At 57.8% G+C, this 25880-nt stretch carries 27 protein-coding genes and 4 tRNA genes; all 31 read left to right on the top strand.

The genetic code is table 11. From position 1 onward, the window contains the following. Positions 1 to 283: 283 nt before the first annotated feature. The 31 genes from birA (at position 284) to rpsQ (ending at position 25864) form a co-directional block, all read left to right on the top strand. On the top strand, positions 284 to 1243 hold the full coding sequence (birA, locus tag ACLEJP_RS16615) for a bifunctional biotin--[acetyl-CoA-carboxylase] ligase/biotin operon repressor BirA (RefSeq protein WP_440808080.1): 960 nt from the start codon (positions 284 to 286) through the stop codon (positions 1241 to 1243). Further along, the gene (locus tag ACLEJP_RS16610) at positions 1233 to 1982 is read left to right on the top strand and encodes a pantothenate kinase (RefSeq protein ID WP_440808077.1); all 750 of its coding nucleotides are present in this window, start codon (positions 1233 to 1235) and stop codon (positions 1980 to 1982) included. The genes birA and ACLEJP_RS16610 overlap by 11 nt, the downstream gene beginning before the upstream one ends. A 7-nt stretch (positions 1983 to 1989) precedes the next feature. Beyond that, a complete protein-coding gene (locus ACLEJP_RS16605) occupies positions 1990 to 2415 on the top strand; it encodes a hypothetical protein (RefSeq protein WP_440808076.1) in 426 nt (141 codons plus the stop codon). A gap of 152 nt (positions 2416 to 2567) precedes the next feature. After that, positions 2568 to 2651 (top strand) — tRNA-Tyr (locus ACLEJP_RS16600). 24 nt (positions 2652 to 2675) lie between these two features. Then, positions 2676 to 2749, top strand: a tRNA-Gly gene (locus ACLEJP_RS16595). A 29-nt stretch (positions 2750 to 2778) separates the two neighbouring features. After that, positions 2779 to 2854, top strand: a tRNA-Thr gene (locus tag ACLEJP_RS16590). A gap of 78 nt (positions 2855 to 2932) precedes the next feature. Next, the gene (gene tuf, locus ACLEJP_RS16585) at positions 2933 to 4126 is read left to right on the top strand and encodes an elongation factor Tu (protein WP_013970634.1); all 1194 of its coding nucleotides are present in this window, start codon (positions 2933 to 2935) and stop codon (positions 4124 to 4126) included. Positions 4127 to 4180: 54 nt separating this feature from the next. Next, positions 4181 to 4256, top strand: a tRNA-Trp gene (locus tag ACLEJP_RS16580). A gap of 44 nt (positions 4257 to 4300) precedes the next feature. Next, on the top strand, positions 4301 to 4669 hold the full coding sequence (secE, locus tag ACLEJP_RS16575; RefSeq protein WP_003257081.1) for a preprotein translocase subunit SecE: 369 nt from the start codon (positions 4301 to 4303) through the stop codon (positions 4667 to 4669). A gap of 9 nt (positions 4670 to 4678) precedes the next feature. Beyond that, complete coding sequence (gene nusG / locus ACLEJP_RS16570; protein WP_003255501.1) at positions 4679 to 5212, top strand: transcription termination/antitermination protein NusG; 534 nt, start codon at positions 4679 to 4681, stop codon at positions 5210 to 5212. 119 nt (positions 5213 to 5331) lie between these two features. Continuing rightward, positions 5332 to 5763: a 50S ribosomal protein L11 gene (rplK, locus tag ACLEJP_RS16565; RefSeq protein ID WP_003255500.1), complete on the top strand. Its 432-nt coding sequence runs from the start codon at positions 5332 to 5334 to the stop codon at positions 5761 to 5763. Continuing rightward, entirely contained in the window at positions 5763 to 6458 is a 696-nt protein-coding gene (rplA, locus tag ACLEJP_RS16560; protein WP_013970629.1) for a 50S ribosomal protein L1, read from the top strand. The genes rplK and rplA overlap by 1 nt, the downstream gene beginning before the upstream one ends. Before the next feature lie 197 nt (positions 6459 to 6655). Further along, the gene (rplJ, locus tag ACLEJP_RS16555; RefSeq protein WP_003257082.1) at positions 6656 to 7156 is read left to right on the top strand and encodes a 50S ribosomal protein L10; all 501 of its coding nucleotides are present in this window, start codon (positions 6656 to 6658) and stop codon (positions 7154 to 7156) included. A 78-nt stretch (positions 7157 to 7234) separates the two neighbouring features. Beyond that, positions 7235 to 7606 carry a 50S ribosomal protein L7/L12 gene (gene rplL, locus ACLEJP_RS16550; RefSeq protein WP_440808074.1) on the top strand — a complete coding sequence of 124 codons (372 nt, stop codon included), beginning with the start codon at positions 7235 to 7237 and terminating at the stop codon, positions 7604 to 7606. Between the two features lie 220 nt (positions 7607 to 7826). Then, on the top strand, positions 7827 to 11900 hold the full coding sequence (gene rpoB / locus ACLEJP_RS16545) for a DNA-directed RNA polymerase subunit beta (RefSeq protein ID WP_289129216.1): 4074 nt from the start codon (positions 7827 to 7829) through the stop codon (positions 11898 to 11900). Between the two features lie 64 nt (positions 11901 to 11964). Beyond that, the gene (gene rpoC / locus ACLEJP_RS16540) at positions 11965 to 16164 is read left to right on the top strand and encodes a DNA-directed RNA polymerase subunit beta' (protein WP_170027990.1); all 4200 of its coding nucleotides are present in this window, start codon (positions 11965 to 11967) and stop codon (positions 16162 to 16164) included. Positions 16165 to 16375: 211 nt separating this feature from the next. Beyond that, positions 16376 to 16747, top strand: a complete 372-nt coding sequence (gene rpsL / locus ACLEJP_RS16535; RefSeq protein ID WP_003257088.1) for a 30S ribosomal protein S12 — start codon at positions 16376 to 16378, stop codon at positions 16745 to 16747. Positions 16748 to 16853: 106 nt separating this feature from the next. After that, entirely contained in the window at positions 16854 to 17324 is a 471-nt protein-coding gene (gene rpsG, locus ACLEJP_RS16530) for a 30S ribosomal protein S7 (protein WP_003246741.1), read from the top strand. A 30-nt stretch (positions 17325 to 17354) separates the two neighbouring features. Beyond that, positions 17355 to 19499 (top strand): elongation factor G, encoded by a 2145-nt coding sequence (gene fusA, locus ACLEJP_RS16525; RefSeq protein ID WP_440808070.1) that lies wholly within the window; start codon positions 17355 to 17357, stop codon positions 19497 to 19499. A 30-nt stretch (positions 19500 to 19529) separates the two neighbouring features. Continuing rightward, on the top strand, positions 19530 to 20723 hold the full coding sequence (gene tuf, locus ACLEJP_RS16520) for an elongation factor Tu (protein WP_013970634.1): 1194 nt from the start codon (positions 19530 to 19532) through the stop codon (positions 20721 to 20723). Between the two features lie 141 nt (positions 20724 to 20864). Beyond that, positions 20865 to 21176, top strand: coding sequence for a 30S ribosomal protein S10 (gene rpsJ / locus ACLEJP_RS16515; RefSeq protein ID WP_003186070.1), 312 nt, complete (start codon positions 20865 to 20867; stop codon positions 21174 to 21176). A gap of 80 nt (positions 21177 to 21256) precedes the next feature. Then, positions 21257 to 21892, top strand: coding sequence for a 50S ribosomal protein L3 (gene rplC, locus ACLEJP_RS16510; protein ID WP_003257089.1), 636 nt, complete (start codon positions 21257 to 21259; stop codon positions 21890 to 21892). Between the two features lie 12 nt (positions 21893 to 21904). Then, positions 21905 to 22507 carry a 50S ribosomal protein L4 gene (gene rplD, locus ACLEJP_RS16505; RefSeq protein ID WP_008089819.1) on the top strand — a complete coding sequence of 201 codons (603 nt, stop codon included), beginning with the start codon at positions 21905 to 21907 and terminating at the stop codon, positions 22505 to 22507. After that, positions 22504 to 22803: a 50S ribosomal protein L23 gene (gene rplW / locus ACLEJP_RS16500; protein WP_003255484.1), complete on the top strand. Its 300-nt coding sequence runs from the start codon at positions 22504 to 22506 to the stop codon at positions 22801 to 22803. Before rplD ends, rplW begins: the two co-directional genes overlap by 4 nt. Positions 22804 to 22817: 14 nt before the next feature. Then, positions 22818 to 23642: a 50S ribosomal protein L2 gene (gene rplB / locus ACLEJP_RS16495; RefSeq protein ID WP_015268750.1), complete on the top strand. Its 825-nt coding sequence runs from the start codon at positions 22818 to 22820 to the stop codon at positions 23640 to 23642. A gap of 16 nt (positions 23643 to 23658) precedes the next feature. Further along, positions 23659 to 23934 carry a 30S ribosomal protein S19 gene (gene rpsS / locus ACLEJP_RS16490; protein WP_003255482.1) on the top strand — a complete coding sequence of 92 codons (276 nt, stop codon included), beginning with the start codon at positions 23659 to 23661 and terminating at the stop codon, positions 23932 to 23934. 11 nt (positions 23935 to 23945) lie between these two features. Continuing rightward, positions 23946 to 24278, top strand: coding sequence for a 50S ribosomal protein L22 (rplV, locus tag ACLEJP_RS16485; RefSeq protein WP_003103908.1), 333 nt, complete (start codon positions 23946 to 23948; stop codon positions 24276 to 24278). Positions 24279 to 24291: 13 nt separating this feature from the next. Beyond that, positions 24292 to 24978 carry a 30S ribosomal protein S3 gene (rpsC, locus tag ACLEJP_RS16480; protein WP_003255481.1) on the top strand — a complete coding sequence of 229 codons (687 nt, stop codon included), beginning with the start codon at positions 24292 to 24294 and terminating at the stop codon, positions 24976 to 24978. A 12-nt stretch (positions 24979 to 24990) separates the two neighbouring features. Continuing rightward, the gene (gene rplP / locus ACLEJP_RS16475; protein ID WP_003255479.1) at positions 24991 to 25404 is read left to right on the top strand and encodes a 50S ribosomal protein L16; all 414 of its coding nucleotides are present in this window, start codon (positions 24991 to 24993) and stop codon (positions 25402 to 25404) included. Further along, the gene (gene rpmC, locus ACLEJP_RS16470) at positions 25404 to 25595 is read left to right on the top strand and encodes a 50S ribosomal protein L29 (RefSeq protein ID WP_002555481.1); all 192 of its coding nucleotides are present in this window, start codon (positions 25404 to 25406) and stop codon (positions 25593 to 25595) included. Before rplP ends, rpmC begins: the two co-directional genes overlap by 1 nt. A 2-nt stretch (positions 25596 to 25597) precedes the next feature. After that, entirely contained in the window at positions 25598 to 25864 is a 267-nt protein-coding gene (gene rpsQ / locus ACLEJP_RS16465; RefSeq protein ID WP_008089812.1) for a 30S ribosomal protein S17, read from the top strand. Positions 25865 to 25880: the final 16 nt, after the last annotated feature.

The raw sequence follows: 25880 nt of genomic DNA, 5'->3' as shown, positions 1-25880 counted from the left end.
GATTCATTTCGCAAAACCCCTATCTGCGCATGCAGGTAGGGGTTTTGTCTTTGCGCTGCCTAAACAATCGTGACCCTGTAAAAGCGGCCTTGCGTCGCGATCGGTCGCACAGCGGCTGCAACCCTGCAACCCCGATCTACCTGGCCAACCACGCCGCCTGCGCTTGCATCGGTCGGATACCAGGCAGCAACAATGTCCGCTCGCCCCTGTCGACAGGCCCTTTTCCTATGCAAGCCAACAGCCCATAGCTATCATGCCTGCCTTATTCCAAGTCGAGACTGGCATGCTGAAGTTGTTGAATCTTCTCAAGGATGGCCGGTTCCATTCCGGAGAAGCTCTGGGGGCAGCCCTCGGGGTGAGTCGCAGCGCCGTTTGGAAGCAGCTGCAGCACCTGGAGAGTGAACTGAACCTCACCATTCACAAGGTCCGTGGGCGCGGCTATCAACTGGCGGCGCCATTGGCCTTGCTCGATGCGCAGGCGATCGCCGGGTTTGCTACCGGCGAGCAGTGGCCCGTTTTCATCCATGAAACCATTGATTCGACCAACGCCGAAGGTCTGCGTCTGGCCGGTGAGGGGCGAGCGGCTCCGTTTCTGGTTCTTGCCGAACGGCAGAGCGCCGGCCGTGGCCGACGCGGTCGGCAATGGGTCAGCCCGTTTGCCGAAAACCTGTATTACAGCCTGGTGCTTCGTGTGGATGGCGGCATGCGCCAACTCGAGGGCCTGAGCCTGGTGGTTGGGTTGGCGGTAATGCGCACGCTACAGGTGTTTGGGGTGAACGATGTGGGGCTCAAGTGGCCCAACGACGTCCTTGTTCGCGGCCAGAAGATCACCGGCATTCTCCTGGAGCTGGTCGGCGACCCGGCAGACGTCTGTCATGTCGTGTTGGGTATCGGTATCAATGTGAACATGCAGGCCAACGATCAAGTCGACCAGGAATGGACTTCGATGCGCCGTGAAGTGGGGACGACAATCGATCGTAACCGCCTGGTCGCGTTGCTCAGTCAGCAATTGCAGCATGAATTGGCCCGGCATCGTCGCTATGGCTTTGCCGCGTTCCAGGAAGAATGGGAGCAGGCGCACCTCTGGCAAGGGCGCAACGTTTCACTGATCGCCGGTAGCACGCGTATTGATGGCGTGGTTCTAGGCGTCGACGGGCAGGGCGGCTTGCGCCTTGAGGTGGACGGGGTGGAAAAGAGCTTCAGTGGTGGTGAGCTCAGTTTGAGGTTGCGTGATGATTCTTGAGCTCGATTGCGGTAACAGCTTCATCAAGTGGCGGGTAATCCATGTCGCTGATGCGGCGATTGAGAGCGGCGGCATCGTCGACTCCGACCAGGCCTTGGTGGCTGAAGTGGCTGCACTGGCTTCGGTGCGTTTGACTGGCTGCCGTATTGTCAGCGTGCGCAGCGAGGATGAAACCGACGCGCTTTGCGCCTTGATTACCCAGGCGTTTGCCGTGCAGGCACTTGTGGCGCACCCGGCCCGGGAAATGGCCGGTGTGCGCAATGGCTATGACGATTACCAGCGCCTGGGCATGGACCGTTGGCTGGCCGCACTGGGGGCGTTCCATCTGGCCAGAGGTGCTTGCCTGGTCATTGACCTGGGTACAGCTGCAAAAGCGGATTTTGTAGCCGCGGACGGCGAGCACCTAGGTGGTTACATCTGCCCGGGTATGCCATTGATGCGTAGTCAGCTGCGCACGCATACCCGGCGTATCCGCTATGACGATGCCTCCGCCGAACGTGCATTGACCAGCCTGGCGCCTGGTCGCTCGACCGTAGAAGCGGTCGAGCGCGGATGCGTGTTGATGCTCCAGGGCTTTGCACGTACCCAGCTCGAGCAGGCGCGTGCCCTGTGGGGGGAAGATTTCGCGGTGTTCCTTACAGGCGGCGATGCGCCGCTGGTCAGGGAGGCCGTGCCGCAGGCGCGTGTCGTGCCTGACCTGGTTTTCGTTGGCCTGGCCATGGCCTGCCCATTGAATTGAGGTGCCTATGCGTTGGTTGTTTCTGTTGTTGCTGGTGCTCAACGTCTTTTATTACGTGTGGCATCAGCAGGAAGCCCCGCTGAAGGTCAAGGAAGTCGCCCCTCTGTCGTTGTACAAGGGGAATCAGCAGGAAATTCGTCTGTTGCGTGAAACGGGCGTATCGACACCGCCCAAGCGCCGGGATGAGTGCCTGGTAGTGGGCGGCGTGATGGGGCAGGGCGAAATCGACGCGCTGCGTCAGCGCCTGTTGAGCCTGGATATTGCCACGCTACCGGTGATGGGGCAGCTCCCGGGGGCGGAGGGTCGCTGGCTCAAGGTTGCCCCGGAAAGCGAGCGTTTGTTGGACCAAACCGTGCTCGCTGCTCTTTCCAATGATTTCAAAGACTTAAAACACAAAATTATTTTCTGCCAGGGTATTGCAACTGGTGAATAGCTTGATAGAATGGCGCCCGCTTCACAGGGAACGCCACTCAGGTGGTACAACCGGAAGCGGTGTCAAAGCAGCTAAGTTTCAGATTTGATTGAAAAAATTTGAAAAAACGCTTGACACTAGGACGGCAGACAAATAGAATGCCGGCCACATCTGGAGGGATTCCCGAGCGGTCAAAGGGGACGGACTGTAAATCCGTTGCGAGAGCTTCGAAGGTTCGAATCCTTCTCCCTCCACCAGTTTTAGCGAGAGCCGCAAGCTCCGCGGGTATAGTTTAGTGGTAGAACCTCAGCCTTCCAAGCTGATGATGCGGGTTCGATTCCCGCTACCCGCTCCAAGTTTGCCGGATTTTGCACAAAGTGTTTCGCTCTTGTAGCTCAGTTGGTAGAGCACACCCTTGGTAAGGGTGAGGTCAGCGGTTCAAGTCCGCTCAAGAGCTCCATATAAACAAGGCAGATATGAAAATATCTGCCTTTGTTTTATCAGCGCAAGACTATTTCTTCTGCGGAGGATTGTATCGATGGCTAAGGAAAAGTTTGATCGTTCCCTTCCCCACGTTAACGTCGGCACTATCGGCCACGTTGACCACGGTAAGACCACTCTGACCGCAGCTCTGACTCGCGTCTGCTCCGAAGTATTCGGTTCGGCAGTCGTTGAGTTCGACAAGATCGACTCGGCTCCGGAAGAAAAAGCGCGCGGTATCACCATCAACACCGCTCACGTCGAGTACAACTCGAACATTCGTCACTACGCTCACGTTGACTGCCCAGGTCACGCTGACTACGTGAAGAACATGATCACCGGTGCTGCCCAGATGGACGGCGCGATCCTGGTTTGCTCGGCCGCCGATGGTCCGATGCCACAAACCCGTGAGCACATCCTGCTGTCCCGTCAGGTAGGCGTTCCGTACATCGTGGTCTTCCTGAACAAGGCTGACCTGGTAGACGACGCTGAGCTGCTGGAACTGGTCGAGATGGAAGTTCGCGACCTGCTGTCCACCTACGACTTCCCAGGCGACGACACCCCGATCATCATCGGTTCGGCTCGTATGGCGCTGGAAGGCAAAGACGACAACGAAATGGGTACTACCGCTGTGAAGAAGCTGGTAGAAACTCTGGATGCCTACATCCCTGAGCCAGTTCGTGCCGTTGACCAGCCGTTCCTGATGCCGATCGAAGACGTATTCTCGATCTCGGGTCGTGGTACCGTTGTTACCGGTCGTATCGAGCGTGGTATCGTCCGCGTTCAGGATCCGCTGGAAATCGTTGGTCTGCGTGACACTTCGACCACCACCTGCACCGGTGTTGAAATGTTCCGCAAGCTGCTGGACGAAGGCCGTGCTGGTGAGAACTGCGGCGTTCTGCTGCGTGGTACCAAGCGTGACGACGTTGAGCGTGGCCAGGTTCTGGTCAAGCCAGGTTCGGTCAAGCCGCACACCAAGTTCACCGCAGAAGTCTACGTTCTGTCGAAGGAAGAAGGCGGTCGTCACACTCCGTTCTTCAAAGGCTACCGTCCTCAGTTCTACTTCCGTACCACTGACGTGACCGGTAACTGCGAACTGCCGGAAGGCGTTGAAATGGTAATGCCAGGTGACAACATTCAGATGACTGTCACCCTGATCAAGACCATCGCAATGGAAGACGGTCTGCGCTTCGCTATCCGTGAAGGCGGTCGTACCGTCGGCGCCGGCGTCGTAGCAAAAATTATTGAATAAGTAGTTGATTTACTTGATCAGGCCGGTATAATGGCCGGCCTGATACAGCGTTACAGGTCAGTAGCTCAATTGGCAGAGCGACGGTCTCCAAAACCGTAGGTTGGGGGTTCGATTCCCTCCTGACCTGCCATTTCACCTCGGTGTGATGGCTTTCTTCTCACAGGATCCTCCTCGATGACTCCCAAAACTGAAGCCCAAGAATCGCGTTTTGATCTGTTCAAGTGGCTGGCTGTAGTGGCTTTGGTGGTTGTCGGCGTAGTGGGTAATCAGTATTACTCCGCCTCTCCGATCCTGTATCGCGTCCTTGCACTTCTCGTCCTGGCTGCTGTCGCGGGCTTTGTAGCTCTGCAGACTGCGAAGGGCAAGTCGTTCTTTGCGCTGGCGAAGGAAGCTCGTACCGAGATTCGTAAAGTCGTGTGGCCGACCCGCCAGGAAACCACCCAGACCACGCTGATTGTCGTGGCTGTCGTGCTGGTTATGGCACTGCTGCTGTGGGGTCTTGATTCCCTGCTCGGCTGGGCGGTCTCCTTGATCGTTGGCTAAAGGTGTCCCGTGGCTAAGCGTTGGTATGTTGTGCATGCTTACTCGGGTTACGAGAAGCATGTAATGCGCTCCTTGATCGAGCGCGTCAAGCTGGCTGGCATGGAAGACGGTTTCGGCGAGATCCTGGTCCCGACCGAAGAAGTCGTCGAAATGCGCAATGGCCAGAAGCGCAAGAGCGAGCGTAAATTCTTCCCTGGCTATGTTCTGGTCCAGATGGAGATGAACGAAGGGACTTGGCACTTGGTCAAGGATACCCCTCGCGTGATGGGCTTTATTGGCGGTACTGCAGACAAGCCTGCACCGATCACCGATAAAGAAGCCGAAGCTATCCTGCGTCGCGTTGCCGACGGTAGTGACAAGCCGAAGCCGAAGACGCTGTTCGAGCCGGGCGAAGTGGTTCGGGTCATTGACGGTCCGTTTGCAGACTTCAATGGTAGCGTCGAAGAGGTCAACTACGAGAAGAGCCGCCTGCAGGTTGCAGTGCTCATTTTCGGTCGCTCTACTCCGGTAGAGCTCGAGTTCAGCCAGGTCGAAAAGGTCTAGGCGAACGCAGCATCCCATACCCCGCAGCCCTGTGTGCTGCGGGGTTTTGTCGTCACTGGGATAAAACGCAAGTCATCCGGGGAGCCATCAGGCGTTCGTACCCGATTTTGGAGTAGCTCATGGCTAAGAAGATTCAGGCTTACATCAAGCTGCAAGTTAAGGCCGGCCAGGCCAACCCAAGCCCACCCGTTGGTCCAGCACTGGGCCAACACGGTGTGAACATCATGGAATTCTGCAAGGCCTTCAACGCCCGTACCCAGGGTCAAGAAGCCGGCCTGCCGACTCCTGTGATCATCACTGTCTACAGCGACCGTAGCTTCACCTTCGAGACCAAGAGCACCCCTGCCTCGGTTCTGCTGAAGAAAGCTGCTGGCCTGACCAGTGGTTCGGCTCGCCCGAACACCGTTAAAGTCGGTACCGTTACCCGCGCTCAGCTGGAAGACATCGCCAAAGCCAAACAGGCTGACCTGACTGCCGCTGACCTGGACGCTGCTGTACGCACCATCGCTGGCTCTGCCCGCAGCATGGGCCTGAACGTGGAGGGTGTGTAATGGCTAAGCTGACCAAACGCCAAAAGGCAATCGCCGAAAAAATCGAAGCAGGCAAAGCCTACAACTTCGAAGAAGCGGCCACTCTGCTGGCCTCGCTGCCGGCTGCCAAGTTCGTAGAATCCTACGACATCGCCGTTAACCTCGGTGTTGACCCGCGTAAATCCGACCAGGTCGTACGTAGCGCTACCGTGCTGCCACACGGCACTGGCAAGACCGTTCGCGTTGCTGTCTTCACCCAGGGTCCAGCTGCTGAAGCCGCTCTGGCTGCCGGCGCTGACCGCGTAGGTATGGACGATCTGGCTGCCGAAATGAAAGGCGGCGACCTGAACTATGACGTCGTTATCGCATCGCCTGATGCCATGCGCGTTGTAGGTCAGCTGGGTCAGGTTCTGGGTCCTCGTGGCCTGATGCCTAACCCGAAAGTGGGTACCGTAACTCCAGACGTAGCCGGCGCCGTCAAGAACGCCAAGGCTGGTCAGGTTCGCTACCGTACCGACAAGAACGGTATCATCCACACCTCCGTTGGCAAGGTCGGCTTCGAAGCTGGCAAGCTGAAGGAAAACGTTGAAGCCCTGATCGCTGACCTGAAGCGTATCAAGCCGGCTTCCTCGAAAGGTATCTACGTCAAGCGCGTTACCCTGAGCACCACCATGGGCCCAGGTCTGGTCATCGATCAGAGCTCGCTGAACGTGTAAGTACTTGGTGGCGCGACCTGTCGCGCCACCAGCAAAAATTGGGGTCCCTGCCTGGCGGGGGCTATCCAAGACCGTAGGCGGCGCAAGCCTTAAAAAACCAGCCCACGCAGATGGTGCTCCCGATTCGTTACCGAATCAGACACCAAAACGACATCCGGCTTCGGCCAGATGAAACGGTAAAAACCAGGAGTAAACCCGTGGCAATTAAACTCGAAGACAAGAAGGCCATCGTCGCTGAAGTCAACGAGGCTGCCAAAGTCGCTCTGTCCGCTGTCGTGGCTGATGCCCGTGGTGTGACTGTAGGCGCAATGACCGGACTCCGTAAAGAGGCCCGCGAAGCCGGCGTGTACGTGCGTGTCGTACGTAACACCCTGCTCAAGCGCGCTGTTGAAGGTACCGAATTCTCGATCCTCAACGACGCGTTCAAAGGCCCGACCCTGATTGCTTTCTCCAACGAACACCCGGGCGCTGCTGCTCGTCTGTTCAAAGAGTTCGCCAAGGGTCAGGACAAGTTCGAGATCAAGGCAGCTGCGTTTGACGGCAAGTTCCTTGCCGCTAACCAGATCGACGTGCTGGCAACCCTGCCAACTCGCGACGAGGCTATCGCACAGCTGATGAGCGTAATCCAAGGTGCAACCAGCAAGCTGGCTCGTACCCTGGCAGCTCTGCGCGACCAGAAAGAAGCTGCTGCTGCCTAAGGCACACGCAACTCTTTCAAAATCATACGTTTAATTTGATGGCTGCGTAGGCTGTCACCCCAATACAGGATTTAAGTCATGTCTCTGACTAACGAACAAATCATCGAAGCGATCGGCCAGAAAACCGTTCTGGAAATTGTTGAACTGATCAAAGCGATGGAAGAAACCTTCGGCGTTACCGCTGCTGCCGCTGTTGCTGCTGGCCCAGCTGCTGGCGCTGCTGCCGCTGTTGAAGAACAGACCGAGTTCAACGTCGTTCTGGCCGAAGCTGGCGACAAGAAAGTAAACGTGATCAAGGCCGTTCGTGAACTGACCGGTCTGGGCCTGAAAGAAGCCAAAGAGAAAGTCGACGGCGCTCCTCAGGTTATCCTTGAAGGCGTTTCGAAAGAAGCCGCTGAAGACGCGAAGAAGAAGCTGGAAGAAGCTGGCGCTAAAGTCGAGCTGAAGTAATCTCGACCTTGCGACTCCAGTCCGAGCGTTGAGCGAAGGGCTGATGGCTGGTGGCTTATGCCACCGGCCTTTTTCCGTTATTGGTGGCCGGTCAGGCCGGCCCCGATAACAAGCTGCAAGACACCCATGTGGGTGGCGCAAACCAAGGGGTTTGCACGATTTTCTGGCTGCTCCCGCCGGGAGAAGCCAAACAAGCAGGTGACCAAGCTGGGGAACGCTGATGGCTTACTCATACACTGAGAAAAAACGTATCCGCAAGGACTTTAGCAAGTTGCCGGACGTCATGGATGTGCCTTACCTCCTGGCCATCCAGCTGGATTCGTATCGCGAATTCCTGCAAGCGGGAGCATCCAAGGATCAGTTCCGCGACGTCGGCCTGCACGCGGCCTTCAAATCGGTATTTCCGATCATCAGCTACTCCGGCAATGCTGCCCTGGAGTACGTAGGCTATCGCCTGGGCGAACCCGCCTTCGATGTGAAGGAATGTGTCCTGCGTGGCGTGACCTTCGCGGTCCCACTGCGGGTCAAGGTGCGCCTGATCATCTTCGACAAGGAATCGTCGAACAAAGCGATCAAGGACATCAAAGAGCAAGAAGTCTACATGGGTGAAATTCCCCTGATGACTGAGAACGGTACCTTCGTTATCAACGGTACCGAGCGTGTGATCGTTTCCCAGCTGCACCGTTCGCCTGGTGTGTTCTTCGACCACGACCGTGGCAAGACGCACAGCTCCGGCAAGCTGCTGTACTCCGCTCGCATCATCCCTTACCGCGGTTCCTGGCTGGACTTCGAGTTCGATCCGAAGGACTGCGTGTTCGTGCGTATCGACCGTCGTCGCAAACTGCCGGCCTCGGTGCTGCTGCGCGCCCTGGGCTACAGCACTGAAGAAGTGCTGAACACCTTCTACACCACCAACGTCTTCCACATTTCCGGTGAGAAACTCAGCCTGGAACTGGTGCCGCAGCGTCTGCGTGGTGAAGTTGCCGTCATGGACATCCATGACGAAACCGGCAAGGTCATTGTCGAGCAGGGCCGCCGTATTACCGCGCGCCACATCAACCAGCTCGAGAAAGCTGGCGTCAAGCAGCTGGACGTTCCAATGGAATACGTCCTGGGCCGTACGACTGCCAAGGCCATCGTGCATCCGGCTACCGGCGAAATCCTGGCCGAATGCAACACCGAGATGACCACCGAGCTGCTGATCAAGGTTGCCAAGGCACAGGTCGTTCGTATCGAAACCCTGTACACCAACGACATCGATTGTGGTCCGTTCATCTCCGACACCCTGAAGATCGACACCACCAGCAACCAGCTGGAAGCTCTGGTCGAGATCTACCGCATGATGCGTCCAGGCGAGCCGCCAACCAAGGATGCTGCCGAGACCCTGTTCAACAACCTGTTCTTCAGCGCCGAGCGTTACGACCTGTCTGCCGTTGGCCGCATGAAGTTCAACCGCCGTATCGGTCGTACCGAGATCGAAGGTTCGGGCGTTCTGAGCAAGGAAGATATCGTCGAGGTCCTGAAGACCCTGGTCGACATCCGTAACGGCAAAGGCATCGTCGACGACATCGACCACCTCGGTAACCGTCGCGTACGTTGCGTCGGCGAGATGGCCGAGAACCAGTTCCGCGTTGGCCTGGTGCGTGTCGAGCGCGCGGTCAAGGAACGCCTGTCGATGGCAGAAAGCGAAGGCCTGATGCCGCAAGACCTGATCAACGCCAAGCCGGTTGCGGCGGCGGTGAAAGAGTTCTTCGGTTCCAGCCAGCTGTCGCAGTTCATGGACCAGAACAACCCGCTCTCCGAGATCACCCACAAGCGCCGTGTCTCCGCACTCGGCCCAGGCGGTCTGACCCGTGAGCGCGCCGGCTTCGAAGTCCGTGACGTACACCCGACCCACTACGGTCGCGTGTGCCCGATCGAGACCCCTGAAGGTCCGAACATCGGTCTGATCAACTCCCTGGCAGCCTATGCCCGCACCAACCAGTACGGCTTCCTGGAAAGCCCGTACCGTGTGGTGAAGGAAGGCGTGGTCAGCGACGACATCGTGTTCCTCTCGGCCATTGAAGAAGCGGATCACGTCATCGCCCAGGCTTCGGCCGCGATGAACGAGAAGAAGCAGCTGATCGATGAGCTGGTAGCGGTTCGTCACCTGAACGAATTCACCGTCAAGGCGCCGGAAGACGTCACCCTGATGGACGTTTCGCCGAAGCAGGTTGTTTCCGTCGCTGCGTCGCTGATTCCGTTCCTCGAGCACGACGACGCCAACCGTGCATTGATGGGTTCGAACATGCAGCGTCAGGCTGTACCGACCCTGCGCGCCGACAAGCCGCTGGTAGGTACCGGCATGGAGCGCAACGTAGCCCGTGACTCCGGTGTTTGCGTGGTTGCTCGCCGTGGTGGTGTGATCGACTCGGTCGACGCCAGCCGTATCGTTGTCCGCGTTGCCGACGACGAGGTGGAAACCGGCGAAGCAGGTGTGGATATCTACAACCTGACCAAGTACACCCGTTCGAACCAGAACACCTGCATCAACCAGCGTCCGCTGGTGAGCAAGGGTGACAAGGTTCAGCGTGGCGACATCATGGCCGACGGCCCGTCCACCGACATGGGTGAACTGGCACTGGGTCAGAACATGCGCATCGCGTTCATGGCGTGGAACGGCTTCAACTTCGAAGACTCCATCTGCCTGTCCGAGCGTGTGGTCCAGGAAGACCGCTTCACCACCATCCACATCCAGGAACTGACCTGTGTGGCGCGTGACACCAAGCTTGGCCCAGAGGAAATCACTGCGGACATCCCGAACGTGGGTGAGGCCGCACTGAACAAGCTGGACGAAGCCGGTATCGTCTATGTGGGTGCCGAAGTCGGCGCTGGTGACATCCTGGTCGGCAAGGTCACGCCAAAAGGCGAAACCCAGCTGACTCCGGAAGAAAAACTGCTGCGTGCAATCTTCGGTGAGAAGGCCAGCGACGTTAAGGACACCTCCCTGCGCGTGCCAACCGGCACCAAGGGTACCGTCATCGACGTACAGGTCTTCACCCGTGATGGCGTCGAGCGTGACAGCCGCGCCCTGGCCATCGAAAAGATGCAGCTGGACGAGATCCGCAAGGACCTCAACGAAGAGTTCCGCATCGTCGAAGGTGCTACCTTCGAGCGTCTGCGTTCTGCCCTGAACGGCCAAGTGGTCGACGGTGGCGCGGGCCTGAAGAAAGGCACCGTGATCACTGACGAAGTGCTGGACGGTCTGGAGCACGGCCAGTGGTTCAAACTGCGCATGGCCGAAGATGCACTGAACGAGCAGCTGGAAAAGGCTCAGCAGTACATCGTCGACCGTCGCCGTCTGCTGGACGACAAGTTCGAAGACAAGAAGCGCAAGCTGCAGCAGGGCGATGACCTGGCGCCGGGCGTACTGAAGATCGTCAAGGTTTACCTGGCAATCCGCCGTCGCATCCAGCCGGGTGACAAGATGGCCGGTCGTCACGGTAACAAAGGTGTCGTCTCGGTCATCATGCCAGTCGAAGACATGCCGCACGACGCCAACGGTACTCCGGTCGACGTCGTACTGAACCCGCTGGGCGTACCTTCGCGTATGAACGTCGGTCAGATCCTCGAAACCCACCTGGGCCTGGCGGCCAAGGGTCTGGGCGAGAAGATCGACCGTATGATCGAAGAGCAGCGCAAGGCGGCTGAACTGCGCGTGTTCCTGACCGAGGTCTACAACGAGATCGGCGGTCGCCAGGAAAACCTGGACGAGTTCACCGACGAAGAGATCATGGCCCTGGCCAACAACCTGAAGAAGGGCGTGCCGATGGCTACCCCGGTCTTCGACGGTGCCAAGGAGCATGAGATCAAGGCCATGCTGAAGCTGGCCGACCTGCCAGAGAGCGGCCAGATGGTGCTGTTCGATGGCCGTACCGGCAACAAGTTCGAGCGTCCTGTGACCGTTGGTTACATGTACATGCTCAAGCTGAACCACTTGGTGGACGACAAGATGCACGCGCGTTCCACTGGTTCCTACAGCCTGGTTACCCAGCAGCCGCTGGGTGGTAAGGCGCAGTTCGGTGGTCAGCGTTTCGGGGAGATGGAAGTGTGGGCGCTGGAAGCATACGGCGCGGCATACACCCTGCAAGAAATGCTCACAGTGAAGTCGGACGACGTGAACGGCCGTACCAAGATGTACAAGAACATCGTGGATGGCGATCACCGTATGGAGCCGGGCATGCCCGAGTCCTTCAACGTGTTGATCAAAGAGATCCGTTCGCTCGGTATCGATATCGATCTGGAAACCGAATAACACGTGACGCGAAGGGGAGTGGGGCAGGTAATGCCCGCTCCCTGCTCCGCCAGGAGGAAAGGCCTTGAAAGACCTACTGAATTTGCTGAAAAACCAGGGTCAAGTCGAAGAGTTCGACGCCATCCGCATCGGTCTGGCGTCGCCTGAAATGATCCGTTCGTGGTCGTTCGGTGAAGTTAAGAAGCCGGAAACCATCAACTACCGTACGTTCAAGCCTGAGCGTGACGGCCTGTTCTGCGCCAAGATCTTTGGCCCAGTCAAGGACTACGAGTGCCTGTGCGGCAAGTACAAGCGCCTCAAGCACCGCGGCGTGATCTGCGAGAAGTGCGGCGTTGAAGTTGCCCTGGCCAAGGTTCGTCGTGAGCGCATGGCGCACATCGAACTGGCCTCGCCGGTTGCCCACATCTGGTTCCTGAAGTCGCTGCCGTCCCGTATCGGCCTGCTGATGGACATGACCCTGCGTGATATCGAGCGCGTGCTCTACTTCGAGAGCTACGTGGTTATCGACCCGGGCATGACCACCCTGGAAAAGGGCCAGCTGCTGAACGACGAGCAGTACTTCGAAGCGCTGGAAGAGTTCGGTGACGACTTCGATGCCCGCATGGGTGCCGAGGCTGTCCGCGAGCTGCTGCACGCTATCGACCTGGAGCACGAGATCGGCCGCCTGCGCGAAGAGATTCCGCAGACCAACTCGGAAACCAAGATCAAGAAGCTGTCCAAGCGCCTGAAGCTGATGGAAGCGTTCCAGGGCTCGGGCAACCTGCCTGAGTGGATGGTCCTGACCGTCCTGCCAGTACTGCCGCCGGACCTGCGTCCGCTGGTTCCGCTGGATGGCGGCCGCTTCGCGACCTCCGACCTGAACGACCTGTATCGTCGGGTGATCAACCGTAACAACCGTCTGAAGCGCCTGCTGGATCTGTCGGCGCCGGACATCATCGTGCGCAACGAAAAGCGCATGCTGCAGGAAGCGGTCGACGCCCTGCTGGACAACGGCCGTCGCGGTCGCGCCATCACTGGCTCGAACAAGCGTCCGCTGAAGTCCCTGGCTGACATGATCAAAGGTAAGCAAGGTCGCTTCCGTCAGAACCTGCTCGGTAAGCGTGTGGACTACTCTGGCCGTTCGGTAATTACCGTAGGTCCGACCCTGCGTCTGCACCAGTGCGGTCTGCCGAAGAAGATGGCCCTCGAGCTGTTCAAGCCGTTCATTTTCGGCAAGCTGGAGATGCGTGGTCTGGCGACCACCATCAAGGCTGCCAAGAAGATGGTCGAGCGCGAGCTGCCAGAGGTCTGGGACGTGCTCGCCGAGGTGATCCGCGAACACCCCGTACTGCTCAACCGTGCGCCTACCCTGCACCGTCTGGGTATCCAGGCCTTTGAGCCGGTTCTGATCGAAGGCAAGGCCATCCAGCTGCACCCGTTGGTCTGTGCCGCGTACAACGCCGACTTCGACGGTGACCAGATGGCCGTTCACGTGCCGCTGACCCTGGAAGCCCAGCTCGAAGCGCGCGCGCTGATGATGTCGACCAACAACATCCTGTCGCCAGCCAACGGTGAGCCAATCATCGTTCCGTCGCAGGACGTTGTACTGGGTCTGTACTACATGACCCGCGAAGCCATCAACGCCAAGGGCGAAGGCCGCGTATTCGCTGACCTGCAGGAAGTCGACCGCGTATTCCGCGCCGGCGAGGCTGCCCTGCACGCGAAAATCAAGGTTCGTATCAACGAAACCGTGAAAGAGCGTGACGGTTCCGTGGTCAAGAACACCCGCATCGTCGACACCACTGTCGGCCGTGCGCTGCTGTTCCAGGTTGTACCGGCAGGCCTGCCGTACGACGTGGTCAACCAGCCGATGAAGAAGAAGGCGATCTCCAAGCTGATCAACCAGTGCTACCGCGTGGTTGGTCTGAAAGAGACCGTTATCTTCGCTGACCAGCTGATGTACACCGGTTTCGCTTACTCGACCATTTCCGGCGTCTCCATCGGCGTTAACGACTTCGTTATCCCGGACGAGAAGGCCCGCATCATCGGTACCGCTACCGACGAAGTGAAGGAGATCGAGAGCCAGTACGCTTCCGGCCTGGTAACCCAGGGCGAGAAGTACAACAAGGTCATCGACTTGTGGTCGAAGGCGAACGACGAAGTGTCCAAGGCGATGATGGCCAACCTCTCGAAAGAGAAGGTCATCGACCGCGAAGGCAAGGAAGTCGAGCAAGAGTCCTTCAACTCGATGTACATGATGGCTGACTCCGGTGCGCGGGGTTCCGCGGCCCAGATCCGTCAGCTGGCCGGTATGCGTGGCCTGATGGCCAAGCCGGACGGCTCGATCATCGAGACGCCGATCACTGCGAACTTCCGTGAAGGCCTGAGCGTTCTGCAGTACTTCATTTCGACTCACGGTGCTCGTAAGGGTCTGGCGGATACCGCACTGAAGACTGCGAACTCCGGTTACCTGACTCGCCGTCTGGTAGACGTTGCCCAGGATCTGGTAGTTACCGAGATCGACTGCGGCACCGACCAGGGTCTGCTGATGACTCCGCACATCGAAGGCGGCGACGTTGTAGAGCCGCTGGGTGAGCGTGTACTGGGTCGTGTTATCGCCCGTGACGTGTTCAAGCCAGGCACCGAGGACGTCATCGTTCCGGCCGGTACTCTGGTCGACGAGAAGTGGGTCGAGTTCATCGAGCTGAACAGCATCGACGAAGTCGTCGTGCGTTCGCCTATCAACTGCGAAACCCGCTACGGTATCTGCGCCAAGTGCTACGGTCGTGACCTGGCTCGCGGTCACCAGGTGAACATCGGTGAAGCTGTCGGCGTTATCGCTGCACAGTCGATCGGTGAGCCGGGTACCCAGCTGACCATGCGTACGTTCCACATCGGTGGTGCTGCAAGCCGTACCTCGGCTGCCGACAGCGTCCAGGTGAAGAATGGCGGTATGGTGCGTCTGCACAACCTGAAGCAGGTAGAACGTGCTGATGGCAACCTGGTTGCCGTATCGCGTTCTGGCGAACTGGCCATTGCCGACGAGTTCGGCCGTGAGCGTGAGCGCTACAAGCTGCCTTACGGTGCGGTGATTTCGGTCAAGGAAGGTGAAAAGGTCGAAGCTGGCGCCATCGTCGCCAAGTGGGACCCGCACACCCACCCGATCGTCACCGAGCTGAAAGGTACCGTGACCTTCGTCGGCATGGAAGAAGGCATCACCATCAAGCGTCAGACCGACGAACTGACCGGTTTGACCAACATCGAAGTGCTGGACGTCAAGGATCGCCCTGCCGCTGGTAAGGAAATCCGTCCGGCAATCAAGATGGTCGACGCTTCCGGCAAGGACCTGTACCTGCCAGGTACCGACGTACCTGCCCAGTACTTCCTGCCGGCCAACGCCCTTGTCGGTGTGGCTGACGGTGCCCAGATCGGTGTCGGTGACGTTATCGCGCGTATCCCGCAAGAAACGTCGAAGACCCGTGACATCACCGGTGGTCTGCCGCGCGTTGCCGACCTGTTCGAAGCGCGCCGTCCGAAAGAGGCCTCGATTCTGGCTGAAGTCAGCGGCACCATCGCATTCGGTAAAGAGACCAAGGGCAAGCGTCGCCTGGTCATTACCCCGACCGATGGCAGCGAACCGTACGAAGAACTGATTCCGAAGTGGCGCCACCTGAACGTCTTCGAAGGCGAACAGGTAAACCGCGGCGAAGTTATCTCCGACGGCCCGAGCGATCCGCATGACATCCTGCGTCTGCTGGGTGTGAGCGCGCTGGCGAAGTACATCGTCAACGAGATCCAGGACGTTTACCGTCTGCAGGGCGTGAAGATCAACGACAAGCACATCGAGACCATCCTGCGTCAGATGCTGCGCAAGGTCGAGATCACCGAGTCGGGCGATTCCAGCTTCATCAAGGGCGACCAGATGGAACTGACCCAGGTGCTGGTAGAGAACGAGCGTCTCGCTGCCGAGGACAAGTTCGTCTCCAAGTTCACTCGCGTGCTGCTGGGTATCACCAAGGCCTCGCTGTCGACCGAGTCGTTCATCTCCGCGGCTTCCTTCCAGGAAACCACCCGCGTACTGACCGAAGCGGCGGTAACCGGCAAGCGCGACTACCTGCGCGGCCTGAAAGAGAACGTGGTCGTGGGTCGTCTGATCCCGGCCGGTACTGGTCTGGCCTACCACAGCGAGCGCAAGCGTCGCCGTGACGCCGACAAGCCGCTGCGTGTGAGCGCCAGTGAGGTGGAAGCCGCACTGACCGAAGCGCTGAACTCCAGCGGTAACTAAGTACAGGGCAGGGCCCCGGCGCATCTCGCAAGGCCATCGGTGACATCAATTGTTGCCGATGACCGGGCGGGGAGGGCCGGGGCCTCGTCTTGACTGGGTGCAAGATCCTCTTTAGACTTTTGTACCCTTAAATTTGGTGAGGCTCCGTCTCGCCAATTTTTGGCTTTCTTGCAAGACAATAGCGTCGCAAGACAATCAGTGGAGCTAGTAGATGGCAACTATCAACCAGCTGGTACGTCAGCCGCGTAAGCGTACCGTCGAGAAATCCGACGTACCTGCGCTGCAGAACTGCCCGCAGCGTCGTGGCGTGTGCACCCGTGTGTACACCACCACGCCGAAAAAACCTAACTCGGCACTGCGTAAAGTATGCCGTGTGCGCCTGACCAACGGTTTCGAGGTTTCCTCGTACATCGGCGGTGAAGGCCACAACCTGCAAGAGCACAGCGTCGTCCTGATCCGTGGCGGCCGTGTAAAAGACTTGCCAGGTGTTCGTTACCACACCGTTCGCGGCTCTCTGGATACTTCGGGCGTTAAAGGCCGTAACCAGGGTCGTTCGAAGTACGGTACCAAGCGTCCGAAGTAATCGGTCGTTTGCAGACATCCATTTATTTGAGTCGATAAGAGTAAGGTCGGGCAGGGGTCGAGAGACCTGGTCCCGGGCTAACCTGAAGACCGTTTGAGGGCTTATCATGCCAAGACGTCGTGTAGCAGCAAAACGTGAGATCCTTGACGATCCGAAGTACGGATCCCAGATTCTCGCCAAGTTCATGAACCACGTGATGGAAAGCGGCAAGAAGGCCGTAGCCGAGCGCATCGTTTATGGTGCCCTGGATACCGTCAAAGCACGCAAGAACAGCGACCCCCTGGAAATCTTCGAGAAAGCTCTCGACGCCATCGCTCCGCTGGTCGAAGTTAAGTCCCGCCGTGTCGGCGGTGCCACTTACCAGGTTCCGGTTGAAGTTCGTCCATCCCGTCGTAACGCTCTGGCAATGCGCTGGCTCGTAGACTACGCCCGCAAGCGCGGCGAGAAGTCGATGGCCCTGCGCCTGGCCGGCGAGCTGCTGGATGCTGCTGAAGGCAAGGGTGCTGCAGTCAAGAAGCGTGAAGACGTGCACCGTATGGCCGAAGCCAACAAAGCGTTCTCGCACTACCGCTTCTAATTCAAGCATCAATCATTTTGCGAGGGCTTTATGGCTCGTACTACAGCAATTAACCGCTACCGTAACATCGGTATCTGTGCCCACGTTGACGCGGGCAAGACTACCACTACCGAGCGGATCCTGTTCTACACAGGTCTGAGCCACAAGATGGGCGAGGTGCATGACGGCGCCGCGACCACCGACTGGATGGTGCAGGAGCAGGAGCGCGGTATCACCATTACCTCCGCTGCCGTTACCACCTTCTGGAAAGGTTCCCGTGGTCAGTATGACAACTACCGCGTAAACGTCATCGATACCCCCGGCCACGTTGACTTCACCATTGAAGTAGAGCGTTCGCTGCGCGTACTCGACGGCGCGGTCGTTGTGTTCTGCGGTACCTCCGGCGTTGAGCCGCAGTCCGAAACCGTATGGCGTCAGGCCAACAAGTACGGCGTTCCACGTGTTGTCTACGTGAACAAGATGGACCGTGCCGGTGCCAACTTCCTGCGCGTTGTCGGCCAGATCAAGAACCGCCTGGGTCACACCCCGGTTCCGGTCCAGCTGGCTATCGGTGCAGAAGACGACTTCCAGGGTCAGGTTGACCTGATCAAGATGAAAGCCATCTACTGGAACGAAGACGACAAGGGCACCACCTACCGCGAGGAAGAAATTCCTGCGGATATGGTCGAGCTGGCCAACGAGTGGCGCAGCAACATGGTCGAGGCTGCTGCCGAAGCCAACGAAGAGCTGATGAACAAGTACCTTGAAGAAGGTGACCTGTCCGTCGAAGACATCAAGGCTGGTCTGCGCGCCCGTACTCTGGCGAGCGAGATCGTTCCTGCTGTCTGCGGTTCCTCGTTCAAGAACAAGGGCGTGCCCCTGGTTCTCGACGCCGTTATTGACTACCTGCCGGCTCCGACCGAGATCCCTGCAATCAAGGGTATCAACCCGGACGACGCCGACCTGGCCAAAGATGACCCGGCTATTCGTCAGGACGAGCGTCACGCCGACGACAACGAGCCGTTCTCGGCTCTGGCGTTCAAGATCGCTACCGACCCGTTCGTAGGTACCCTGACCTTCGTTCGCGTCTACTCGGGCGTTCTGAGCTCCGGTGACTCGGTCATCAACTCGGTAAAAGGCAAGAAAGAGCGCGTTGGTCGTATGGTGCAGATGCACGCCAACCAGCGTGAAGAGATCAAGGAAGTACGCGCTGGTGACATCGCGGCCCTGATCGGCATGAAGGACGTTACCACTGGTGAAACCCTGTGCGACGCCGACAAGCCAATCATCCTTGAGCGTATGGACTTCCCTGAGCCGGTAATTTCCCTGTCGGTTGAGCCGAAGACCAAGCAAGACCAGGAAAAGATGGGCATCGCTCTGGGCAAGCTGGCCCAGGAAGACCCGTCGTTCCGCGTCAAGACCGACGAAGAAACCGGCCAGACCATCATCTCCGGTATGGGTGAGCTGCACCTGGACATCATCGTTGACCGCATGAAGCGCGAGTTCAACGTTGAAGCCAACATCGGCAAGCCGCAGGTTTCCTACCGCGAGAAGATCACCAAGTCTGGTGTCGAGATCGAAGGTAAGTTCGTTCGTCAGTCCGGTGGTCGTGGTCAGTTCGGTCACTGCTGGATCCGCTTCTCCGAGCCGGATCAGGACGAAAAAGGCAACATCACCGAAGGCCTGGTCTTCACCAACGAAGTCGTTGGCGGTGTGGTTCCTAAGGAATACATCCCGGCGATCCAGAAGGGTATCGAAGAGCAGATGAAGAACGGCGTTGTTGCCGGCTATCCTCTGATCGGTCTGAAGGCTACCGTGTTCGACGGTTCGTACCACGACGTCGACTCCAACGAGATGGCGTTCAAGATCGCGGCCTCCATGGCGACCAAGCAGCTGGCCCAGAAGGGCGGCGGTGTTGTGCTTGAGCCGATCATGAAGGTTGAGGTAGTAACCCCTGAGGACTACATGGGTGACGTGATGGGTGACCTGAACCGTCGTCGTGGTCTGATCCAGGGTATGGATGACTCGGTTTCCGGCAAGGTTATCCGTGCAGAAGTCCCGCTGGGAGAGATGTTCGGTTATGCGACCGACGTTCGTTCCATGTCTCAGGGTCGCGCAAGCTACTCCATGGAATTCTCCAAGTACTCCGAAGCTCCGTCGAACATCGTCGAAGCACTCGTTAAAAAACAAGGCTAATCCAGCCCTTTAGGCAAGAGGTTCACTGTCGTGGCTAAAGAAAAATTTGATCGTTCCCTTCCCCACGTTAACGTCGGCACCATCGGCCACGTTGACCACGGTAAGACCACTCTGACCGCAGCTCTGACTCGCGTCTGCTCCGAAGTATTCGGTTCGGCAGTCGTTGAGTTCGACAAGATCGACTCGGCTCCGGAAGAAAAAGCGCGCGGTATCACCATCAACACCGCTCACGTCGAGTACAACTCGAACATTCGTCACTACGCTCACGTTGACTGCCCAGGTCACGCTGACTACGTGAAGAACATGATCACCGGTGCTGCCCAGATGGACGGCGCGATCCTGGTTTGCTCGGCCGCCGATGGTCCGATGCCACAAACCCGTGAGCACATCCTGCTGTCCCGTCAGGTAGGCGTTCCGTACATCGTGGTCTTCCTGAACAAGGCTGACCTGGTAGACGACGCTGAGCTGCTGGAACTGGTCGAGATGGAAGTTCGCGACCTGCTGTCCACCTACGACTTCCCAGGCGACGACACCCCGATCATCATCGGTTCGGCTCGTATGGCGCTGGAAGGCAAAGACGACAACGAAATGGGTACTACCGCTGTGAAGAAGCTGGTAGAAACTCTGGATGCCTACATCCCTGAGCCAGTTCGTGCCGTTGACCAGCCGTTCCTGATGCCGATCGAAGACGTATTCTCGATCTCGGGTCGTGGTACCGTTGTTACCGGTCGTATCGAGCGTGGTATCGTCCGCGTTCAGGATCCGCTGGAAATCGTTGGTCTGCGTGACACTTCGACCACCACCTGCACCGGTGTTGAAATGTTCCGCAAGCTGCTGGACGAAGGCCGTGCTGGTGAGAACTGCGGCGTTCTGCTGCGTGGTACCAAGCGTGACGACGTTGAGCGTGGCCAGGTTCTGGTCAAGCCAGGTTCGGTCAAGCCGCACACCAAGTTCACCGCAGAAGTCTACGTTCTGTCGAAGGAAGAAGGCGGTCGTCACACTCCGTTCTTCAAAGGCTACCGTCCTCAGTTCTACTTCCGTACCACTGACGTGACCGGTAACTGCGAACTGCCGGAAGGCGTTGAAATGGTAATGCCAGGTGACAACATTCAGATGACTGTCACCCTGATCAAGACCATCGCAATGGAAGACGGTCTGCGCTTCGCTATCCGTGAAGGCGGTCGTACCGTCGGCGCCGGCGTCGTAGCCAAAATCATCGAGTAATCACTCGACCGATTGAAAAAACCCCCGCTCAGCGGGGGTTTTTTTTATTGGGTTGACACTAAATGGGGGCGTCTATAGAATCACGCCTCCTTTTAGCGGGCGTAGTGCGTCCGTTGGGAACAGCCTGGAGTCTGAAATCCAATGCAAAATCAGCAAATCCGTATCAGGTTGAAGGCTTTCGACCATCGCCTGATCGACCAATCCACCCAGGAAATCGTGGAAACCGCGAAACGTACTGGTGCACAAGTGCGTGGTCCAATTCCACTGCCTACCCGCAAAGAGCGTTTCACCGTTCTGGTTTCCCCGCACGTCAACAAAGACGCGCGTGACCAGTACGAGATCCGCACTCATAAGCGTGTTCTGGACATCGTCCAGCCAACGGATAAAACCGTTGACGCGCTGATGAAGCTTGATCTGGCGGCAGGTGTGGAAGTACAGATCAGCCTCGGCTAAGACTTCGGTCTGGTCGTGTAACGCTCTGAAATGGGCGGCCATAGCGGGTGAAAGCCCCGTACACTCATGAGGTTTACAACATGACTATTGGTGTAATCGGTCGCAAATGCGGTATGACCCGCATTTTCACCGAAGAAGGTGTCTCCATTCCGGTCACGGTCATCGAGATCGAGCCGAATCGCGTCACCCAGTTCAAAACTGAAGAAACCGATGGCTACCGTGCAGTGCAAGTCACTGTCGGCGAGCGTCGTGCTTCGCGTGTGACTGCCGCTCAGGCAGGCCACTTCGCCAAGGCCAACGTTGCCGCTGGTCGCGGTGTCTGGGAGTTCCGTCTTGAAGAAGGCGATTTCCAGGCTGGCGATCTGATCAAAGCTGAACTCTTCACTGCAGGCCAGCTGGTAGACGTTACTGGTCAGTCCAAAGGTAAAGGCTTCGCCGGTACCATCAAGCGCTGGAACTTCCGTGGCCAGGACAACACCCACGGTAACTCCGTGTCGCACCGTGTCCCAGGTTCCATCGGCCAGTGCCAGACTCCTGGTCGTGTGTTCAAGGGCAAGAAAATGTCCGGTCACATGGGCGCCGAGCGCGTGACTGTTCAGTCCCTGGAAGTAGTTCGCGTAGACGCTGAACGCAACCTGCTGCTGGTCAAGGGTGCCGTTCCAGGCGCTACTGGCGGCGACGTGGTTGTACGTCCGGCTGTCAAGGCTCGCGGTTAAGGGGAAACTGACATGCAACTCAATGTAAATGACGCTCAGGCGATCGAAGTTTCCGAACTGACTTTCGGTGGCGAATTCAACGAGACGCTGGTACACCAAGCAGTCGTGGCCTACATGGCCGGCGGCCGTCAGGGCACCAAGCAGCAGAAGACCCGTTCCGACGTGGCTGGTGGCGGTAAGCGCCCATGGCGTCAGAAGGGTACTGGCCGTGCTCGTGCTGGTACCACTCGTGGTCCGATCTGGCGTGGCGGTGGTGTCACCTTCGCAGCTCGCCCTCAAGATCACTCGCAGAAGCTCAACAAGAAGATGTACCGCGCAGCCCTGCGCTCCATCCTCGCTGAGCTGGTGCGTAGCGACCGTCTGGTCGTGGTTCAGGACTTCGCTGTCGAAGCACCGAAAACCAAAGATCTGCTGAACAAGCTGAACGGCATGGGTCTGAACGATGTATTGATCGTTTCCGACGCTGTTGATCAGAACCTGTACCTGGCTGCTCGCAACCTGCCGCACGTCGATGTGCGTGACGTACAAGGTTCCGACCCGGTCAGTCTGATCGCATACGAGAAAGTGTTGATCACTGTCTCGGCCGTGAAGAAATTCGAGGAGCTGCTGGGATGAACCAGGAACGCGTATTCAAAGTCCTCCTTGGCCCGCACGTTTCCGAGAAGGCTACCGTTCTGGCTGAGAAAAAAGGCCAGTTCGTATTCAAGGTTGCTACCGATGCAACCAAGCTGGAAATCAAGAAAGCTGTCGAAGGCCTGTTCAACGTAAAAGTTGAAAACGTGTCGACTGTTAACGTTCTGGGTAAAACCAAGCGTACCGCACGTGGTCTGGGCAAGCGTAATGACTGGAAGAAGGCAATCGTCTCCCTTCAGCCAGGCCAAGATCTCGATTTCAGCAGCAGTGCTGAGTAAGGAAGGGGTGCATCATGGCAATCGTTAAATGCAAACCGACTTCCCCTGGCCGCCGTTTCGTGGTCAAGGTGGTCAACCAGGAGCTGCACAAAGGCGCTCCTCACGCACCGCTGATCGAGAAGAAATCGAAGTCTGGTGGTCGTAACAACAATGGCCGCATTACCACTCGTCACGTTGGTGGTGGTCACAAGCAGCATTACCGTCTGGTCGACTTCCGTCGCAACGACAAAGATGGCATTCCAGCCACTGTCGAGCGTATCGAATACGACCCGAACCGTACTGCTCACATCGCCCTGCTGTGCTACGCAGACGGTGAGCGTCGCTACATCATCGCCCCTAAAGGCGTGAGTGCTGGCGATCAGCTGATCGCAGGTGCCCTGGCCCCAATCAAGGCCGGTAACTCCCTGCAGCTGCGCAACATTCCAGTAGGTAGCACCATTCACGGCATCGAACTGAAGCCGGGTAAAGGTGCTCAGATCGCTCGTTCCGCTGGTGCTTCGGCTCAGCTGATCGCTCGCGAAGGTGTCTACGTGACCCTGCGTCTGCGCTCTGGTGAAATGCGTAAAGTCCTGGCTGAGTGCCGTGCGACCCTGGGCGAAGTCTCGAACTCCGAGCATAGCCTGCGCTCGCTGGGTAAAGCTGGTGCCAAACGCTGGCGCGGCGTTCGCCCAACCGTTCGTGGTGTTGCCATGAACCCGGTTGACCACCCGCATGGTGGTGGTGAAGGTCGTACCTCCGGTGGTCGTCATCCGGTATCGCCATGGGGCTTCCCAACCAAGGGTGCGAAGACCCGTGGTAATAAGCGTACCGACAACATGATCGTCCGTCGTCGCAAGTAACTAGAGGGATACGACAGTGCCACGTTCTCTGAAAAAAGGTCCTTTTATCGATCTTCACCTGCTGAAGAAGGTCGAAGTGGCGGTGGAGAAGAACGATCGCAAGCCAGTTAAAACCTGGTCGCGCCGTTCGATGATCCTGCCACAAATGGTCGGTCTGACCATCGCGGTACACAACGGTCGTCAACATGTCCCAGTTCTGGTGAACGAAGACATGGTCGGCCACAAACTGGGCGAGTTCGCCGGTACCCGCACCTACCGCGGGCACGTGGCTGACAAGAAAGCCAAGCGTTAAGGGGTAAGGAAATGGAAGTAGCCGCTAAGTTGTCGGGCGCTCGCATCTCCGCCCAGAAAGCCCGCTTGGTCGCCGACCAGATCCGCGGGAAGAAGGTGGGCGAAGCGCTCAACCTGTTGGCCTTCAGCAGCAAAAAAGCCGCTGAAATCATGAAGAAAGTCCTCGAGTCGGCCGTAGCCAACGCCGAACACAACGAAGGCGCAGACGTTGATGACCTGAAGGTCTCCACCGTCTTCGTCAACGAAGGGCGTTCGCTGAAGCGCATCATGCCACGTGCCAAAGGCCGTGCTGATCGCATCGTCAAGCGGTCTTGCCATATCACTGTCAAGGTTGCGGACAAGTAACGGAGTCGATCAGATGGGTCAGAAAGTACATCCCACTGGCATTCGCCTGGGAATCGTCAAGGAGCACACCTCCGTCTGGTACGCAGACGGTGCTACTTACGCAGATTACCTGTTGAAGGATCTGAAAACGCGTGAGTACCTCCAGGACAAACTAAAAAGCGCGTCCGTAAGCCGTATCGATATTCATCGTCCGGCTCAAACTGCACGCATCACCATCCACACCGCTCGTCCCGGTATCGTTATCGGTAAGAAAGGTGAAGATGTCGAGAAGCTGCGTCAGGACCTGACCAAGCAGATGGGTGTGCCTGTGCACATCAACATCGAAGAGATCCGCAAGCCGGAACTCGACGCCATGCTGGTTGCGCAGAGCGTAGCTCAGCAGCTGGAACGCCGCGTAATGTTCCGTCGCGCCATGAAGCGCGCCGTACAGAACGCCATGCGTATTGGTGCCAAGGGCATCAAGATCCAGGTGAGCGGTCGTCTCGGCGGTGCTGAGATTGCTCGTACCGAGTGGTATCGCGAAGGTCGTGTGCCGCTGCACACCCTGCGTGCCGATATCGACTACAACACCTACGAAGCTCACACCACTTACGGTGTGATCGGTGTGAAGGTTTGGATCTTCAAAGGCGAAGTGATTGGTGGTCGCCAAGAAGAACTGAAACCACAAGCACCAGCGCCTCGTAAAAAAGCTGCTAAGTAAGGGGTACGCCAAATGTTGCAACCAAAGCGTACAAAATTCCGCAAGCAGATGACTGGCCACAACCGTGGTCTGGCACTGCGCGGTAGCAAAGTCAGCTTCGGCGAATTCGCCCTGAAAGCTGTTGCTCGCGGTCGCCTCACCGCTCGCCAGATCGAATCCGCACGTCGTGCGCTGACCCGTCACGTTAAGCGTGGCGGCAAGATCTGGATCCGTGTGTTCCCGGACAAGCCGATCTCCAAGAAGCCTCTCGAGGTTCGTATGGGTAAAGGTAAGGGCTCCGTGGAATACTGGGTTGCCCAGATTCAGCCAGGCAAAGTCCTGTATGAAATCGAAGGTGTTTCTGAAGAGCTGGCGCGCGAAGCTTTCGCCCTGGCTGCTGCAAAGCTGCCTCTCGCCACCTCCTTTGTTAAGCGGACGGTGATGTGATGAAAGCGAATGAACTTCGTGAAAAATCGGCACAGCAACTGAATGAGCAACTGCTCGGCTTGCTGCGCGACCAGTTCAATCTGCGTATGCAGAAAGCAACTGGCCAGTTGGGGCAGTCGCACCTGCTCTCGCAAGTTAAGCGTGACATCGCTCGCGTGAAAACTGTGCTCAACCAGCAGGCAGGTAAGTGATCATGGCTGAAGCTGAAAAAACCGTCCGTACGCTGACTGGCCGTGTCGTCAGCGACAAAATGGACAAGACCATCACCGTTCTGATCGAGCGTCGCGTAAAGCACCCGATCTACGGTAAATACGTTAAGCGTTCGACTAAGCTGCACGCGCACGACGAATCCAACCAGTGCAAGATCGGCGACAAGGTTTCCATCCGTGAAACCCGTCCGCTGGCCAAGACCAAGTCCTGGGCACTGGTTGAAGTCCTCGAACGCGCTGTTGAAGTCTAAGGGCTAAGGGTCGGAG

It is taken from the genome of Pseudomonas sp. SMV7 (assembly GCF_052041995.1).
Taxonomy (GTDB): Bacteria; Pseudomonadota; Gammaproteobacteria; order Pseudomonadales; family Pseudomonadaceae; genus Aquipseudomonas.
Note: the sequence above shows the minus strand (reverse complement) of the source record. Positions and strands in the feature narration are given on the sequence as shown.